This window comes from Nocardia sp. NRRL S-836 (assembly GCF_001279525.1).
Classification (GTDB): domain Bacteria; phylum Actinomycetota; class Actinomycetes; order Mycobacteriales; family Pseudonocardiaceae; genus Lentzea.
This window is the reverse complement of record NZ_LGDY01000154.1, coordinates 1-17,167: the sequence shown is the minus strand read 5'-3', so window position 1 is coordinate 17,167 and position 17,167 is coordinate 1. Positions and strand designations below refer to the sequence as shown.

Sequence of the window (17,167 nt, the reverse complement as noted above, 5' to 3'; positions counted from 1 at the left end):
CTCCACCACCGTCGAGCGAGCCACCGCCGACCCCGCCGTCACCGTCGGCCGAGCCACCGTCGCCCCAGCCGCCACCACCGACCCAGCCGACCCAGCCGCCACCACCGACCCTGCCTCTCCGAGCGCCGCCACCTCCCGCCGCAACACCCCGTCCAACCACTGCGCATCCGACATCCACGACTGGTTCGTGTGCAGACAGACGTGCACCGAAGACCGGTACACCGACAGCGCCACCCCGACGGCGTGACCAGGGGCGACCGGCGCCACCGGATACATCTCCGTCAGCGCGGCGCCGTCCAGCGACAGCGGCACCGACGGCAGCGGCACGGACGTGACCAGCGTGTCGAACAGCAGGGGTGCGCAGCGGGCGGCGAGTGGGGCGGTCAGGCGGTGCAGCAGTGGCGGGACCTTGTCGGCTAGCAGGGGGAGGGCGCCGGGGCCGCGGTCGGGGCCGGCGGCTTTGGCCGACTCCATCTGGGTGCGGACCGAGCGGAGGCGTGCTGCCGGGTCCGGTTCGCCGACCGGGAGGGAGAGCAGGTAGCCGGAGATCGAGTTGCCGGCGGCGCCGTTGCCGGAGCGGGTGCGTTGGTTGACCGGGATCAGTGCGCGCACCACGGACGACGGGGGTGCCGCGTCGTGTGCGGTCAGCCAGTGGCGCAGGGCGCCGGTGACCAGGGCCAGCAGGACGTCGTTCACCGTGCCGCCGTGTGCGCGGCGGATGCGGTGCACGTCGGCCAGGTCCAGGCGGGACATCACCACGCGGCGTGGGCGGGTGGACGAGGTCAGGACCGGCGAGTTCAGCGTCGGCGGGCGGGTGTTCCGCAGCACCGAGGACGCCACGTCCAGGGTGTCCTTGATCTCGCGCAACGACGGCAGCGTGGGCAGCAGTGGGCGCGAGACCGGTTCGGCTGTGTCCGGAATGGACAGCCGGGAGGCGTCGAACAGCTTGAGGCCCAGGCCCACCGCCTTCATGCCGTCGCACAACGAGTGGTGCAGCTTCGCGAACACCGCGAAACGGCCGCCGGGCAGGCCGGTGACCACGTGCAGCTCCCACGGCGGGCGGGCGAGGTCCAGCGGTTGTGCCATCAGGTGCGAGATCAGCGCGGAGAAGCGTTCGCGGCCGCGCACGTGGTGCGTGAAGACGTGATCCTCTGGCGCGAAGCCGGGATCTTCCACCCAGCGCGCGCCGCCGAGCAGGCCGGTGCGGGCGCGGGCGCGCAGGCGCGGGACTTCCGCGGCGCGTTCGCACAGCACCGCGGCGATGCGGGCCGGGTGCACGAGGTTAGTGGGCGTGAACGTGGCCACCGCGCCGAGGTGCAGCGGATTGCTGTTGCCCTCCATGGCGAGGAAGGCGACGTCGAGGGGGGAGAGGTGGTCTGTCATAGATGTGCAAGGGAAACAGGTTCCCGTGTCGTGCGCATTGCGATGAGATGGCGGCGACTCGTTACCGCCCCAAATACACCCGAACGGTGGTTCCGCTGTGACTCGTGTGGGTGCGAACCAGGTCACACAACAGGTTCACCATCACGATCCCGAAACCCGACAGACCGGTGAACGACGGCGGGAAACCGGCACCGGAGTCGCTCACCTCGCACACCGCCGCGTCGCCCTCGCGCCACAACCGCAGCACCCCGCGGCCGGACGCGTGCAAGATGCTGTTCGTCGCGAGCTCGTTCACCGCGAGCACGAGGTCCTCAACTTGTTCACGCCGCAACCAATGCGCGTACATCGACACGAGCTTGCGCATGTGCGCCAGGGTGCCGACGGAGAACGCGTGCTCCTCGGCCGACGCGGGCGGCGGCGGCAGCGGCACGTTGTAGAGGTCGGCCAGACCGGACGGGTCGGTGTAGGACTCGGAGGCGAACCGGCGGGCACCGTCGATCAGCACCGGATGCGTCCTGCGCGCGTCCTCCAGAACGTGCTCCGGCAGCAATCCGGCGTTGTACGGGCACAAAATGGTCCCGCGACGGCCCTCGAACGCCGTGTTGACCAGCGCCTCGTGCTGGATGCACGCCGGGTACTCCAGCTCGTCGCGGCCCGGCCAGATCGGCTCACCGACCATCCGCACCCGGCTCTGCGGCGCGGAGGCGCTGAACGCCATCAGCACACCGGGGATGATCCGGCCGGGGTTGCGGCCGGCCTCGGTCATGTCGATGAAGTGCACCCGGTCGGCACGACCGCCCAGCCGTGACCGCAGCACCGCGATCTTCGGCTCCGGCACGGCCACCAGCACGGGCTCGCCGCTGTCGACCCCGTCCGCCACGAATCTGGCCGTGCCGTCGAGGAACTCCTCCTCGTCTCGGTACAACAGCGCCTCGTGAGCGAACGGAGCAACGGAGTTCATCAGCAACCTGAGTGACTTCGGTGACGTGGGCAACGGTTCATTCTGCTACCCGTAACAGCGTTTCGGCGCGGGCCGGGCCGGTGGTTTCCGCGTGTCCGCGGGCATTCGGTCCAACCCGCCGAGACGCGGCAGGTCGGCCTGTTTCGACCAGCGGACGGTGGGTACCTCCCGTCACGCGGACGGCGGCGTCCAACCGGTGGAGTGTCCGAAGTGGAGCGGAGTTGCGGCGGTACGCGCAGCGGCGCACCATCCGGCGAACAGGGAGGTGAGGTCGTGATTCCGCACTTCACGCTGAGCGGACCGCCCGACGCACCGGTGCTCGTCCTCGGCAACGCCCTCGGCACCACCACCGCCCTGTGGAACGACTTCAAGCTCCCCTTCCGGCCGTTCCGGCTGCTCCGCTTCGACCACCCCGGCCACGGCGGCAGCGCGCCCGTCGAGCAGGCCACGATCGAGTCCCTCGCGTCCGGCGTGGTGGAGCTGCTGGACCACCTCGAACTGCGCCAGGTGCACTACTGCGGCGTGTCGCTCGGCGGCATGATCGGCATGTGGCTGGCCGCCAACACTGACCGGATCGACCGGCTGGCGCTCATCTGCACGTCCGCCTGGTACGAGGACAAAACCGGCTGGGACGAGCGGATGAGCGCCATCCGCTCGGCAGGCGTGCGGTCGATCGCCGACGCGGTCGTCTCGCGCTGGTTCACGCCCTCGTTCTCACCGACCGCGGCGGCACGCTTCCGCGACGAGCTGCTGCGGGTCGACGAGGGCTCGTACCTCGCCTGCGCCCAGGCGATCAGGGACGTGGACCTGCGGCCGGAACTGGCGAAGATCGGCGCGCCGACCGTCGTGATCGCCGCGGCCCAGGACGACGCGACACCGCCGGAGCACGCCCGGCACATCGCGGAGGAGCTGCCCGACTCCGAGCTCTACATCGTCGGCGACGCCGCACACCTCGCGGTCGTCGAGGAGCCGAGAACGATCTCGGTGATCCTCGACGGCCACTTCGGCGTCGACTAACCGAGCCAGCCGAGCAGCGAACGCCAGGCGGTCGCGGAGAACGCGAGCACGTCGCCGCCCTCGTTCTTCGAGTCCCGAACGAGCGCGTCGTGCGCCAGCGACACCTCCACGCAGTTACCCGCGCCGTTGGTACCGCTGCGAGAACTCTTACGCCAGGTCCGTTCCTGAGTCATGAGGTTCCTCTCGAAGTCCACTGACGTACTCCATCAGCTTGCTCTTCGATTGTTGCTCATCCAAGGCAACGGCCGACAGTCGCTCGAACAGCCGCCTGCTCCGCTTCACCGCAGCCGTGTCCTGCGCGAAGATCTGGGCGGAGTTGGTCTCGCTGTACACGATCGGAGCAGCCTTCTCGAACTCGTACAGCACACAGCCCGACCCCAACTTGGAGATCATGACGTCCGCGGGTATCAGCCGCACCATGTGCGTGTTGAACATCAACCGCAGGTACTGCTCCTCCATGTCCTGCGCGCTACCCAGCCGCGCTCGCAAGGCGATCTCGTGCACGTAGAACACGCACTCGGGAGGCCTCGTGCGCCGCAGGATCGTCTGCCGCTCGGCGCGCGCCTCGACGAACCTCTCGACATTCTCCAGCGCTTCACCTTCGGTGAGCAGCTCCCGTGAGTAGTTCTTGGTCTGCAGGAGGCCCGGCGGGGTGATGAGGTCGTAGCTGGTGATCTTCGTGGCCAGCGACTCGGTCATCGCGAGCGTGCGCAGGTTCTCCGGCATCTGCGCGAAGTACGGGTCGAAGGCGTGCCGGTACCGGGCGCGGAAGGACTCGATGAACTCGATGTCCTTGCCGCACGTGCTGAGGAACTGGACGATGTCGATCTCGCTGGCATGCGCCTTGCCGTGCTCGATGTTGGACACCTTGCTCGGGTCCCAGCCGAGCCGCGCCGCCATGGCGCGGCCGTGCATCGACGTCGACACCTCCCGTATGAGGCGCAGTTCGTCACCCAGGTCCCGGCTGTACGCGGTGGAATAGATCGCGGTCATGGCCAGGGACGCTAAGCGTTGTTTTCAAAACAAGGTACGCGCTCGTTCGGGTGAAAACGGAGCTGGTCAGACCTTTTCGAGCGGCTGGTGCGGCTCGGCGGGCAGCTCGACGCGGATCTCGTCACCGGGGCGCACGACGCCGCCGACGAGCACGACGGACATGATTCCCGCGCGCCGCACCGGTTCGCCGTCGGGGCCCTTGCCCACGACCTCCTTGAGCAGGCCCTTCGAGAACCGGTCGATCTGCAGGCACGGGTTGCGCAGGCCGGTCACCTCGACCACGGCCTCAGGTCCCAGGTGGAGCAGCGTGCCGGTGGGCAGGCCGAGCAGGTCGATGCCGCGCGTGGTGACGTTCTCGCCGATCGCGCCCGGCTCGACCGGGAAGCCCTTGCCGCGCAGCTCCTCGAACAGCTCCTCGTGCATCAGGTGCACCTGGCGCAGGTTCGGCTGCGTCGGGTCCTGTGCGACGCGCGAGCGGTGCTTGACCGTCACGCCCTGGTGCACGTCGCCCTCGACACCAAGGCCGGCGAGCAGCGTGATGCTCTCGCGGACCGGTTTGGTGAACGTGTACTCCTCGCTGCGGCTCACTGCCGTGACAACCCCCATGCCGTCAATTGTGCACGACGGTCCGGAGCTGTCGCGCTGGGCCGTTCGGAGTACGCGCATCCGTCCGGAAATTGTTGCCACCGCACGCATCTGAATGGTCAACGCGGTTCCGGAACGCTCGTGCGGCAGGGTGCTACCTGCGGTGATCACGCAGAGCGTGGAAACGCTCTCACGAACTTCCGTCTGAACTATTGACTAATCCTCACGTGAGGCTGTTGACTGCGTCACACCTCGGCGGAACCGGTTACGGAACCGGTTCCAGAGGCGGCGGAAGGAAGTTCGGCATGCGTGTCACGATCGCTGAGGTCGCCCAACGCGCCCAGGTGTCCAAGGCGACCGTGTCACGTGTGCTGAACGGCAAGCCCGACGTGGACGCCTCCACCGCGCAGCGCGTCCGCAAGGTCATCGACGAGATCGGCTACGTGCCCAGCGCCCGGGCCGTCGGACTGGCGCGGGGCCGCACCCGCACGGTCGGCATGCTCGCGCCGTCGCTGACCTGGCCGTGGATGGGCGAGGTGCTGCAGGGCATCGTCGACACCCTCGAAGCCGACGGCTACGGGCTGCTGCTCTACACGATCAACCGCGGACCCGAGTCGCTGAACCAGTTCGCGAACCACGTGTCCGCCAACGCCTTCGACGGCCTGCTCGTGGTCGAGCCGCCGGACACCCTGCACTACATCTCCACGCTGTACCGGGCCGGCCTGCCCGTCGTCATGATCGACGACCGCGGTTCGCACCCCGAGTTCCCTTCGGTGACGACGACGAACCGGCAGGGAGGCGCGGACGTCGCACGGCACCTCGTCGCGGGCGGCCGCCGCAGGTTCGCCGTCGTCACCGGGCCCCCGAACTTCGGGTGCACCCAGGCGAGGCTGGACGGGTTCCGGCTCGCCCTGGCGGAAGCGGGCCTGACGCTGCACCCGGACCTCATCGTCGACGGCGACTTCACCACCGAGGGCGGCGAGGTCGCGGTCGACAAGCTCATCGCGAGCGGCATCCCGTTCGACGCGATCTTCGCGCACAACGACCTCTCCGCTGTCGGTGTGCTGCGGGCGTTGCGCGAGGCCGGTCGCACGGTTCCGGACGACGTGGCCGTGGTCGGCTTCGACGACGTTCCGGTCGCCGGACACACCGAACCCCGGCTGACGACGATCCGCCAGCCGGGACAGGAGATGGGTGCCGCCGCCGCGCGGATGCTGCTCTCCACGCTCGAAGGACAGCCGATGCCCGACCACCCGCTGGTGCTGCCGACTTCGTTGATCGTGCGCGAATCCGCGCCCTAAAAGAGCACGCGAACACAAATCCGAATACCGAACCCGCCGGTCACCGCACGCGACCGGCGTGTTCGGCCTGCCTGTGAGAGAGCGCTCTCACTCACTCGTATCGGGAGAGTCCCCATGCGCAGAACAGTCATCGTCGCGCTAGCCCTGGCGCTCGCGGCGGCCGGGTGTTCCTCTGGTGGCAGCACCACCAAGGCGTCCGGTGTACTGACGGTGGGCATGCCCAACGGGCCGCTGACCGAGAACCACAACCCGTTCCTGCCCACGTCGGCGGCGGGTTCGCTCGGCTACCGCTACGTGATCTACGAACCGCTGGCGTTCGTGAACAACACGCGCCCCGCCCAGGAGCCCGTGCCGTGGCTCGCGACCAAGTGGGACTGGACCGACAACTACAAGAAGGTCACCTTCACGATCCGGGAGAACGTGAAGTGGTCCGACGGCAAGCCCCTGACGGCCGCTGACGTCGCCTTCTCGTACGAGATCCTCAAGAAGTGGCCGGCGCTCAACAACCGCGACTCGCTCAAGGTCGAGACCGCGACGGCGACGCCGGACGGCAAGGTCGAGGTCACGTTCGCCTCGCCGCAGTTCGTCAACCGCAACAAGGTCATCAGCGCGATGGTCGTGCCCCAGCACATCTGGAGCACGGTCGCCGACCCGACGACCTACACCAACCCCGACCCCGTCGGAACCGGTCCGTACAAGGTGAAGTCGTTCACCTCGCAGACCGTCACCGTGGAGCGGCGCACCGAGTACTGGCAGGAGCTGCCCAAGGTTCCGCAGATCCAGTACACCTCGTACAACGACAACACGGCGCAGACGACCGCGCTGGCCTCGGGTGCGAGCCAGTGGTCGTACGTGTTCATCCCGGACTACCAAAAGCTCTATGTGGACAAGGACCCGAAGAACCACAAGCTGTGGTTCCCGGCCGGTCTCGGCATCCACGGCCTGTGGCTGAACCACACTGTGGCGCCGTTCGACAACGCGGCACTGCGGTCGGCGATGAGCGACGTGATCGACCGCGAGGCGATCTTCGTGCGCGGTGAGGCGCGGCTGTTCCCGAAGCTGGAGTCGCCGACCGGCATGCCGTTGCCCGCGGGTGACTCGTTCCTCGCGCCGGAGTACAGGTCCGCGCGGTTCGAGGTGAACGTCGACAAGGCGAAGCAGAAGCTCACCGGCGCCGGGTTCACCCTGGACGGTGGCGTGCTGAAGGCGCCCGGTGGCAAGCCGGTCACGATCGAGCTGACCAACCCGTCCGGCTGGTCGGACTACCTGACCGTGCTCGACATCATCAAGAGCGACCTGAAGAAGATCGGCATCGAGGCGACCGTGCGCACCCAGACCGCGGACGCCTGGACCAGCGACTTCGCGAACGGCCAGTTCCAGGGTTCGCTGCGCTGGACGAACACCGGTGCGACGCCGTACGAGATGTACCAGAACATCATGGACGGCGCCGAGCTCAAGCCGCTGGGGCAGACCGCCGCCGTGAACTTCGGCCGCTACAACAGCCCCGAGGCCACGGCCGCGCTGGCCGAGTACGCGAACGCCACGGACGACGCTGCGCGCGCCAAGAGCCTGGCGACGTTGCAGAAGATCATGGTGGAGCAGGTGCCGATGATCCCGACCTCGGCCGGTCCGATCGGTGCCGAGTACAGCACGAAGAGCTGGGTCGGCTGGCCGTCGGAGGAGGACCCGTACGGTCCGCCGCAGGCGACGCTGCCCAACGCCCTGCAGATCGTCATGAAGTTGCAGCCGGCGTCATGACCCAAGAGGTCGCGCTGGAGGCAAAGGGTCTGGTCAAGACCTACAAGCGCGTGCGCGCGGTGCAGGACGTCTCCCTCGTCCTGCGCCGCGGGCGCGTGACCGCCCTCGTCGGCGAGTCGGGGTCAGGCAAGTCGACGGTGGCGAAGCTGCTGGCGCGGCTGGTGGAGCCCACGTCCGGCGAGATCCTGCTGGACGGCAGGAAGGTGCGGCGCGTCCGGGAGTACCGGCGTTCGGTGCAGATGGTGTTCCAGGACCCGTTCGCCTCGCTCAACCCGGTCCACACCATCCGCTACCACCTCGTGCGGCCGTTGAAGATCCACAAGCGGCCGGAGACGCCGGAGGAGCTGATGGCGCGGGTGCACCTGCCCGCCGACTTCCTGTCCCGCTACCCGCACGAGCTCTCGGGTGGCCAGCGCCAGCGCGTCGCGATCGCGCGGGCGCTGGCCGCCAACCCCGAGGTGCTGCTCGCCGACGAGCCGGTGTCCATGCTGGACGTCTCGATCCGGCTCGGCGTGCTGAACCTGTTGCTGGACCTCAAGGACCGGCTGCGGCTGGCGATCCTGTACATCACGCACGACATCGCCTCGGCGCGGTACTTCGCCGACGAGACGTTCGTGATGTACGGCGGCCAGATCGTCGAGGGCGGTGACAGCGAGACGGTCACGCAGCGGCCCGCGCACCCGTACACGCAGCTGCTGATCGAGTCGGCGCCCGACCCGGACCGGGCGGTCGTGGCACTGGACGCGCCGTCCGAGGACGTCGCCGAGGTGTCGGCGGGGTGCCAGTTCGCCGCGCGCTGCCCGAAGGTCCAGGCCCGGTGCTGGACCGACGCGCCACCGCGGGTCGAGGTCGACTCCCACGGGCACTGGGCGGCGTGCTGGCTGTACGTGGAGGCGGTGGCATGACGTTCCTGTTGCGCCGTGCGGCCTTCTACCTGGTCACGCTGTGGGCGGCGATCACGGCGAACTTCCTGCTGCCGCGGTTGCTGCCCGGTGACCCGGTCCAGGCGATGATCACCAAGCTCGGCGGGCGGCTGAACAGCGACGCGATGGCGTCGCTGTACGTCCTGTTCGGACTGGACGAGAAGAAGTCGTTGTGGGAGCAGTACGTCGACTACTGGGGTGCGTTGCTGCGCGGTGACCTCGGGCTGTCGTTCACGTTCTTCCCCACACCGGTGGCGGACGTGCTGTCGCAGTCGCTGCCGTGGACGCTCGGGCTGGTCGGTGTCACGACGGTCATCGCGTTCCTGCTGGGCACGCTGGCCGGTGTGTACGCGGGCTGGAAGCGCGGGTCGTGGATGGACTCGCTGATCCCGGTGACGACGTTCCTGTCGTCGATCCCGTACTTCTGGCTCGGGCTGATCGCGATCTCGGTGTTCTCGGTGACGTTCCCGCTGCTGCCTGCCTCCGGCGGCTACGCTGCGGGGCTGGTGCCGGAGTGGTCGTGGGAGTTCATCGGCAGCGTGCTGGAACACGCGGTCCTGCCCGGCGTGACCATCGTGGTGTCGTCGGTCGCCGGCTGGATCCTGGGCATGCGCAACATGATGGTGACCGTGTCGGCCGAGGACTACGTGCTCGTCGCGCGGGCCAAGGGGTTGTCGCAGCGGCGGATCATGTTCGCCTACGCCGCGCGCAACGCGATCCTGCCGTCGATCTCCGGTTTCGCGCTGTCGCTGGGTTTCATCGTCGGCGGCGCGCTGCTGGTGGAGATGGTGTTCTCCTACCCCGGCCTGGGATACGTGCTGTTCCAGGGCATCGGAGCGAAGGACTACCCGTTGATGCAGGGCGTGTTCCTGGTGATCACCCTGGCGGTGCTGGTGGCGAACCTGCTCGCGGACGTCGGCTACCTGCTGCTCGACCCGCGCACCCGGCGGGAGGGCTGATCGCGATGATGAACTTCAAGACCCGGCTGGGCCTGGGCATCCTGGCGTTCTTCGCCGTGATCGCGGTGATCGGCGAGTGGATCGCGCCGTACGACCCGTCGGAGATGGGCGACACGCTGCTGTCGCCGCCTTCCGCCGCGCACTGGTTCGGCACGACCATGACCGGTCAGGACATCTTCTCGCAGGTGCTCGTGGGCACCCGCGGTGTCATGATCGTCGGCCTGGTCTGCGGTGTGCTGGCGACGTTCCTGTCGATCCTGGTCGGCGTGACCGCCGGGTTCCTCGGCGGCGCCGCCGACGAGGCGTTGTCCATGCTGTCCAACGTCTTCCTGGTCATCCCGGCGCTGCCGCTGATCATCATCGTGGCGTCGATGCTGCCGTCGGCCGACACCGTGCTGATCGCGGCGGTGATCTCGCTGACCGCCTGGGCGTGGGGTGCGCGCGTGCTGCGGGCGCAGACGATGTCGTTGCGGCGCCGCGACTTCGTGGAGGCCGCCCGCGCGTCCGGTGAACGCACCTGGCGGATCATCGTGTTCGAGATCCTGCCGAACCTGACGGCGGTGATCGCCACCGGATTCGTCGGCACGGTGATCTTCGCCGTGATGCTGCAGATCACGCTGTCGTTCGTCGGCGTGGTGTCGCTGTCGACCTGGAACTGGGGCACGATCCTGTTCTGGGCGCAGTCCAACCAGGCGCTCGGCCAGGGCGCGTGGTGGTGGTTCGTCCCCGCCGGCCTGTGCATCGCCCTGCTCGGCACGGCGCTGGCCCTGATCAACTTCGGGATCGACGAGTACGCGAATCCCCGCCTGCGGAAGGTGCGCGCATGAGCCCGGTCCTGGAGATCCGCGACCTGTCGGTCGACTACGGTTCGCTGCGAGCCGTGCACAACGTCTCGCTGACGCTGAACGCCGGCGAGGTGCTCGGCCTGGCGGGGGAGTCGGGTTCGGGGAAGTCCACTTTGGCCTATGCCGCGACCCGGCTGCTGCAACCGCCCGGCCGGGTGCCGTCCGGCGAGGTGCTGTTCAAGGGCCAGGACCTGCTGACGTTGACCGAACGGCAGCTGCAGGCGTTGCGGTGGAACGAGCTCGCGATCGTGTTCCAGGGAGCGATGAACGCCCTGAACCCGGTGATCTCGGTCGGCACGCAGATCGACGACGTGCTGCGCACCCACCGCCCGTCCCTCGGTCGTTCGGCCCGGGTGGCGCGCGGTCGTGAGCTGTTGTCGCTCGTGGGAATCCCCGTCGACCGGTTGACCGCCTACCCGCACCAGCTGTCCGGCGGCATGCGCCAGCGCGTGATGATCGCGATGGCACTGGCGCTGGAACCCGAGATCGTGATCATGGACGAGCCGACGACCGCGCTGGACGTGGTGGTGCAGCGGCAGATCCTCGGCCAGATGATGCGCCTGCGCGAGACCCTGGGCTTCTCGATCATCTTCATCACGCACGACATCTCGCTGCTGGTCGAGTTCTCCGACCGCATCGCGATCATGTACGGCGGCCGCGTGGTCGAGGAGGCACCGGCCGCCGAGATCTACCGCTCCGCGCGCCACCCGTACTCCCAGGGCCTGCTCGCGTCGTTCCCCGCTCTCCGCGGCCCACGCCGCGAACTGCGCGGCATCCCCGGCTCGCCGCCGGACCTGAGGTCGATGCCCACCGGTTGCCCGTTCCACCCGCGCTGCCCGTCCGCACTCGACGTGTGCGGCACGGAGATGCCGCAGCTGGAACCCGTGGAAGCACGCCGCCGGGTGGCGTGCTGGTTGGAGGACGTCCATGTCTGAGATCACCGCCCTGCCCGCCGACTTCTACTGGGGCGTGGCGACGTCCGCGTACCAGTATCGAAGGCGCCCACGACGAGGACGGCCGCACACCGTCCATCTGGGACACTTACTGCCGCCGTCCGGGAGCCGTGGTCCGCGGCGAGACCGGCGACGTGGCGTGCGACCACTACCACCGCATGCCGTCGGACGTGGCGATGATCGCGTCGCTGGGCGTGGACAGGTACCGCTTCTCGGTGTCGTGGCCGCGCGTGCAGCCAGGCGGCCGCGGCCCGGTGAACCCGGCGGGCATGGACTTCTACTCCCGCCTGGTCGACGAGCTGCTCTCGGCCGGCGTCCAGCCGTGGCTGACCCTGTACCACTGGGACCTGCCGCAGGAGCTGGAGGACGCCGGCGGCTGGCCGTCACGCGACACGGCCTACCGCTTCGCCGAGTACTCGGCCCTGGTGCACGACGCCCTGGGCGACCGCGTGCCGACGTGGACAACCCTGAACGAGCCGTGGTGCTCGGCCATGCTCGGCTACGACGTGGGCCGCCACGCCCCCGGCCGCACGAACTTCGCCGAGGCGATGCGCGCCGTGCACCACCTGTTGCTCGGACATGGTTTGGCGGCACAGGAACTGCGTTCGCGCGGCGTGGCCGATCTCGGCATCACCTTGAACATGGGCGTTTCCACGCCGGCGTCTTCCGATCCGCGTGATGTGGACGCGGCGCGTCGCGCTGACGGGCTGGGGACGCGGATCTACATGGATCCGTTGGTGCACGGGCGTTATCCCGAGGACGTGCTTGCCGACATCGCTTCCCGGGGTGCCTCGCTCCCGGTTGTGGACGGGGATCTGGAGATCATCTCGACGCCGCTGGACGTGTTCGGGGTGAACTACTACTCGTCGCACGTGTTCAAGGCGACCGACGACCCCGCCGCGCCCGAGGTGGTGCCGACCGGGCGGCCGGTGACGGACATGGGGTGGGAGATCGTGCCCGAGGGCTTCACGCAGCTGCTGGTGCGGTTGCACTCGGACTACGGGGTGCCGATGGTGATCACCGAGAACGGTGCTGCTTTTGACGACACCGCGGATGCGGGTGGGTTTGTCGCGGATTTGGATCGGGTGGAGTACTTCCGGACGCACATTTCCGCCGTGGCGGATGCGGTGCGGGCCGGGGTGGATGTGCGGGGGTATTTCGCTTGGTCGCTCATGGACAACTTCGAGTGGGCTTATGGGTATGACAAGCGGTTCGGGATTGTGCGGGTGGATTATGCGACTCAGGAGCGGAGTTTGAAGCAGAGTGCGTTGTGGTTTCGGGAGTTGATTCAGGGGATGCGGGGGTAGGGGGACGGTTTTTGGGTCGGGTTTTGGGCTGGGTCTTGGGCTTGGCGTTGTGGGGATGCGGGGTCTGCGGCGGCTGGGCGGTTTCGTGTGCGGGGGCGCCCGGACGGCACCGTGCTGATCGGCGGTGGCACCGCGGGGGCATGGTGGTGACCTGGGATTCGCCGGCCTTTGCGCTGGCGTTTCCGTTGGCTTTCTCGCTGGCTTTCTCGCTGACCGCGCGGGGATGTCGCTGCTGCGGTCCGGTGGGGCGTGATGGCGCGGGGGAGTCGGTTCGGGGTCGCTGGTGGGCTGCTTGGGCGTGCGAGAGACGCGGTTCAGGGGCGCTGGTTGCTGGTGGGGTGCTTGGGCCTGCGATGGGCCCGGTTCTGGGGTCGCTTGCTGGGGTGCTGGGGTCTGCGAGGGGCTCAGGTCGGGGTGGCTGGTGGGGTGCTTGACCGGCGGGGGCTCGGTGCGGGTGGCGGGATGCGGTTCCCGTTCGGCGGGGTGGCGGCGTGCCTCGGCTCGACCCGCGCCATCGACCGACTGGACCTTCGCGTCCACCGACTGGACCCGGTACTCACGCCGACGGACTGGACGTCCGCCTCGACCGACTGGACGCTCGCCTCCTTCGCGTGTCGCGCCGTGAGGTGCCCACCGTCCTTACCTCCACTCGGCGGGCCTCTTCCCCGGCTGCACCTGTCTCGCGCTTCCCGGTCTTGCCCCTGGCTCCACCCGTCGCCTCCCCAACCCGGCCTCCTCCTCACCCGGCGCACAAGCCGCCGCCCCTCGCGCGTTTCCTTTCTGGCGGGCGCGGCAGGCATGAACATCGAGACACGAAGAGGAGACGACCCCAGGCGCCAATCCGGACAACCTTCACCCGATCAGGCGACCAGCCCCCGCTCCACCCGGCACTTCGACAACGACCTGAACGGCCTCGCAACCCCGCCGCACCAGCCCCGAGCATCCCGCCCAACCCTGAACCCCACCCCAGCCAGACTCGCGAACGACCACTCCGAACCACCCCGAGCACCACCACTCACCCGTCCATCACCGCGCAGCCTCCGCAGCACCGGGCCCGCCGATCGGACGTGGCCGCTGGGCGGCGTAGATCACGCCCGAATGCACTAGCTAAGGCATGCCTTAGTTAAGTTAGGGTCACTTCACCACGCTCAGGGATCGTGCCACGGAGGGACCGCGATGGAACCGGTGTTGGACCTGGCCGGGATCGGCTTCGGGCCGTCCAACCTCGCGCTCGCCATCGCGGTCGAGGAGCACGAGCGGCCGGTGAGGGCGCGGTTCTTCGAGAAGCAGGCGGGGTTCGGGTGGCATCGGGGGATGTTGCTCGAGGACGCGACGATGCAGGTGTCGTTCCTCAAGGACCTCGTGACGTTGCGGAATCCGACGAGCGAGTTCAGCTTCCTGTGTTATCTGCGGGATCGTGGGCGGTTGGTGGACTTCGTCAACCACAAGAACCTCTTCCCGTTGCGGAAGGAGTTCCACGACTACTTCGAGTGGGCGGCCGCGCGGGTTGCGCACCAGGTGTCGTACGGCAGTGAGGTGACGAGCGTTCGCGCGGTCGGGCAAGGGTTCGAGGTCATGGCTAACGGGCAGACGGTCGCGGCGCGCAACCTGGTGCTGGCCACCGGGTTGGAGGCGAACCTGCCGGAGGGGATCGTGGCGGGGGAGCGGGTCTGGCACAACAGGGATCTGCTGCACCGGGTCGGTGAGGTGGAGGAGCCGCGGCACGTCGTTGTGGTGGGGGCCGGGCAGAGTGCGGCGGAGGCGGTGGCGTTCTTCCACGAACGGTTTCCCTCGGCTGTGGTGCACGGGGTGTTCGCGCGGTACGGGTACAGCCCGGCCGACGACAGTTCGTTCGCCAACCGGATTTTCGACCCTGCCGCCGTGGACGAGTTCTACGGGGCGCCGGAGGACGTCAAGAAGCGGTTGATGGGGTACCACGCGAACACGAACTACGGCGTGGTCGACCAGGACCTCATCGAGGAGCTCTACCGGCGGGTGTACCGGGAGAAGGGGCTCAGGGGGCAGCGGTTGTTGTTGGACAAAACCTCCCGGGTCACGGGGAGAAGGTGCTCGGGCGGCAGCGGTTGTTGTTGAACAACACCTCGCGGCTCACGGACGGGAGCCCCCGACGGCCGGTGTGTGATCGAGTCGTTGGCCGATGGCGGGCGGGTGCCGGTCGACGCGGACGTCATCGTGTACGCCACGGGGTACCGGCCGGCTGATCCGGTGCGGGTGCTGGGGGAGCTGGCCGAGAGGTGTCAGCGGGACGAGTACGGGCGGCTCAAGGTCGCGCGGGACTACCGGGTGGTCACCGACGATGCTGTCCAGGGCGGTATCTACCTGCAGGGTGGCACGGAGCACACGCACGGCATCACGTCGTCGTTGTTGTCCAACACGGCCGTGCGGGTGGGGGAGATCCTCGACTCGGTCCTGCGCGGGTCGCCCGTGGTCCCGGAGCCGGTGTCGGAGCTGGCCGCGCCAGTGGGTTAGGGTGGCCTAACTCGCCCCGAGGAGCCTGGAGAGGACCGCAGTGATGACCAACCCGTTCGAGGACCCGCAGGGCCGTTTTTTCGTGCTGGTCAACGACGAGCAGCAGCACTCGCTGTGGCCCGCGTTCGCGGAGGTGCCCGCCGGGTGGACCAAGGTGTTCGGCGAGGAGAGTCGCGAGGCGTGCCTGGCGTACGTCGAGGTGAACTGGACCGACATGCGGCCGCTGTCCATCCGTTCGTGACGGACGCGAGAACGTCCGTGTGAACGGGACAAGGAGCGGTCAGCCGCTCGAACGGACGACGAGCGAAGGGTCGAACACGACCGACGTCACCGGCGTGCCGGGGTCGGTGATCTGCCGCAGCAGCTGACGGGCCATCTCCTGTGCCATGTCCGCGATCGGCTGCCGGACCGTCGTCAGCTCCGGCTCGCACGTCAGCGCCGCGCTGCTGTCGTCGAACCCGACCACCGCCACGTCGTCGGGCACCTTCCGGCCGCTGCGGTGCAGCACCGGGATCGCGCCACTCGCCATCAGATCGGACGCGACGAACACGCCGTCGACGTCCGGGCAGCGGCTGAGCAGCTCCTCCATCGCGGCGGTGCCGGACTGCCGGGTGAAGTCGCCGTGCGCCACTACCGCATCCGGTGCCACGCCGAGGAAACCGCGCAGCCGGTCCTGGCCCGCCGGGGTGTCCTGCGGCCCGGTGATCGTGGCGACGCGGCGGCACCCGCGGCGCAGCAGGCGTTCGCCGGCCAGCGCGCCGCCCGCCTTCTGGTCCACGTCGACGTAGGTGATCGGCATCGGCTGCCACGGCCGCCCGGCCAGCACCACCGGCAACCCGGACCTGATCAGCTGGCCCGGCACCGGGTCGGCCGGGTCGGTGTGCACGAGGACCACCCCGTCGAGGCGGCCGCACCGCAGGTCGCTCAACGCCTGCTCGCGCGTCCCCGGCCCGGTCATCATCAGCACGAGGTGGATGCCCCTGGGCCGGACCACGCGGGTCACGCCGCTGACCACGCTCGCGAGGTGCGGGTCGCCGAGCATGCGGTGCTCGTCGGGCAGCACCAGGCCGATCGCGTCGGCCCGCCGCGTCACCAGCGACCGCGCCGCGATGTTCGGCAGGTAGCCGGTGCTGGAGATGGCCCGCTGCACCGCGTGCCGCAACGTCTCGTCGACCGTGCCGGCGCCGTTGACGACCCGCGACGCGGTCGCGCGCGACACGCCGGCGACACGCGCCACCTCCTCCAGGGTCACGCGCTTCACCCGGCCGCCAGCTCCGCCGTGCGATGGCGTTCCATCAGCTCGACCACCGCGGCGGTCGGCGGGTGCGTGATCGCCGCACGGGCCGACCGCACGACCTCCAGCGACTCGGTGAGATGAGCGCGCACGAACTGGTCGCGCGCCTCCCGGCTCGTGGCCGCCAGCGCGATCTCGGCGTCGGTCGGCATGCCCGGCATGTCGTGACCGGCGTGCTGGTTCACGTACGGCGCGTCCAGCAACGCCCGCAGCTCGGCCAGCTCGGCGTTGCGGTTCGCCACCAGCTCGGGCCGGTCGGCGGTCGCGAGCAGCTTCAACGCCTGCTCGTCCGTGGCGATCGAGAGCTCCACGAACGCGCGTTCCGTTGTGCCATAACCATTCGGCGCCGACGTGGTGGTCGCCGGAGCGGGCGGGGGTGCGGGTGGGGGTGCGGGTGG

16 protein-coding genes and 1 pseudogene are annotated in these 17,167 nt (G+C 68.9%); 10 read left to right on the top strand and 7 right to left on the bottom strand.

What is annotated here, in order from left to right; genetic code table 11:
* Both ADL03_RS41460 and ADL03_RS41455 read right to left on the bottom strand, forming a co-directional pair.
* Positions 1-1,383, bottom strand: a 1,383-nt coding sequence (locus ADL03_RS41460; protein WP_053739143.1) for a wax ester/triacylglycerol synthase family O-acyltransferase, incomplete at its 3' end; no start/stop codon positions are given.
* A gap of 61 nt (positions 1,384-1,444) precedes the next feature.
* Positions 1,445-2,344 (bottom strand): anti-sigma factor RsbA family regulatory protein, encoded by a 900-nt coding sequence (locus tag ADL03_RS41455; protein WP_053739144.1) that lies wholly within the window; start codon positions 2,342-2,344, stop codon positions 1,445-1,447.
* 273 nt (positions 2,345-2,617) lie between these two features.
* On the opposite strand from ADL03_RS41455, the gene ADL03_RS41450 reads away from it, so the two are divergent.
* Positions 2,618-3,361, top strand: coding sequence for an alpha/beta fold hydrolase (locus tag ADL03_RS41450; RefSeq protein ID WP_053739142.1), 744 nt, complete (start codon positions 2,618-2,620; stop codon positions 3,359-3,361).
* Here the strand turns inward: ADL03_RS41450 and ADL03_RS50055 are convergent.
* The 3 genes from ADL03_RS50055 to ADL03_RS41440 all read right to left on the bottom strand — a co-directional run bounded on the left by ADL03_RS50055 (position 3,358) and on the right by ADL03_RS41440 (position 4,960).
* Entirely contained in the window at positions 3,358-3,471 is a 114-nt protein-coding gene (locus ADL03_RS50055) for a DUF397 domain-containing protein (RefSeq protein ID WP_231642830.1), read from the bottom strand. The genes ADL03_RS41450 and ADL03_RS50055 overlap by 4 nt on opposite strands.
* A gap of 37 nt (positions 3,472-3,508) precedes the next feature.
* A complete protein-coding gene (locus tag ADL03_RS41445; RefSeq protein ID WP_053739141.1) occupies positions 3,509-4,354 on the bottom strand; it encodes a helix-turn-helix transcriptional regulator in 846 nt (281 codons plus the stop codon).
* 66 nt (positions 4,355-4,420) lie between these two features.
* Positions 4,421-4,960: an MOSC domain-containing protein gene (locus ADL03_RS41440; protein WP_053739140.1), complete on the bottom strand. Its 540-nt coding sequence runs from the start codon at positions 4,958-4,960 to the stop codon at positions 4,421-4,423.
* 284 nt (positions 4,961-5,244) lie between these two features.
* On the opposite strand from ADL03_RS41440, the gene ADL03_RS41435 reads away from it, so the two are divergent.
* The 9 genes and pseudogenes from ADL03_RS41435 (at position 5,245) to ADL03_RS41395 (ending at position 15,716) form a co-directional block, all read left to right on the top strand.
* Positions 5,245-6,240, top strand: a complete 996-nt coding sequence (locus ADL03_RS41435; RefSeq protein ID WP_053739139.1) for a LacI family DNA-binding transcriptional regulator — start codon at positions 5,245-5,247, stop codon at positions 6,238-6,240.
* Between the two features lie 114 nt (positions 6,241-6,354).
* Entirely contained in the window at positions 6,355-7,998 is a 1,644-nt protein-coding gene (locus ADL03_RS41430; RefSeq protein WP_053739138.1) for an ABC transporter substrate-binding protein, read from the top strand.
* Positions 7,995-8,903: an ABC transporter ATP-binding protein gene (locus ADL03_RS41425; protein ID WP_053739137.1), complete on the top strand. Its 909-nt coding sequence runs from the start codon at positions 7,995-7,997 to the stop codon at positions 8,901-8,903. Before ADL03_RS41430 ends, ADL03_RS41425 begins: the two co-directional genes overlap by 4 nt.
* The gene (locus ADL03_RS41420) at positions 8,900-9,880 is read left to right on the top strand and encodes an ABC transporter permease (protein ID WP_053739136.1); all 981 of its coding nucleotides are present in this window, start codon (positions 8,900-8,902) and stop codon (positions 9,878-9,880) included. Before ADL03_RS41425 ends, ADL03_RS41420 begins: the two co-directional genes overlap by 4 nt.
* 5 nt (positions 9,881-9,885) lie before the next feature.
* Positions 9,886-10,707, top strand: coding sequence for an ABC transporter permease (locus ADL03_RS41415; RefSeq protein WP_082373960.1), 822 nt, complete (start codon positions 9,886-9,888; stop codon positions 10,705-10,707).
* Entirely contained in the window at positions 10,704-11,660 is a 957-nt protein-coding gene (locus ADL03_RS41410; RefSeq protein ID WP_053739135.1) for an ABC transporter ATP-binding protein, read from the top strand. The genes ADL03_RS41415 and ADL03_RS41410 overlap by 4 nt, the downstream gene beginning before the upstream one ends.
* Positions 11,579-12,985, top strand: a complete 1,407-nt coding sequence (locus ADL03_RS41405) for a GH1 family beta-glucosidase (protein ID WP_369809083.1) — start codon at positions 11,579-11,581, stop codon at positions 12,983-12,985. Before ADL03_RS41410 ends, ADL03_RS41405 begins: the two co-directional genes overlap by 82 nt.
* 1,194 nt (positions 12,986-14,179) lie before the next feature.
* A pseudogene (locus ADL03_RS41400) lies at positions 14,180-15,475 on the top strand (lysine N(6)-hydroxylase/L-ornithine N(5)-oxygenase family protein).
* Positions 15,476-15,518: 43 nt separating this feature from the next.
* Positions 15,519-15,716 (top strand): MbtH family protein, encoded by a 198-nt coding sequence (locus ADL03_RS41395; RefSeq protein WP_053739134.1) that lies wholly within the window; start codon positions 15,519-15,521, stop codon positions 15,714-15,716.
* A gap of 39 nt (positions 15,717-15,755) precedes the next feature.
* On the opposite strand, the gene ADL03_RS41390 is transcribed toward ADL03_RS41395, so the two are convergent.
* Entirely contained in the window at positions 15,756-16,736 is a 981-nt protein-coding gene (locus tag ADL03_RS41390; RefSeq protein WP_053739133.1) for a LacI family DNA-binding transcriptional regulator, read from the bottom strand.
* Positions 16,733-17,167 (bottom strand): hypothetical protein (locus tag ADL03_RS41385; protein ID WP_231642828.1); only part of this gene is annotated, 435 nt, incomplete at its 5' end. The genes ADL03_RS41385 and ADL03_RS41390, both read right to left, overlap by 4 nt.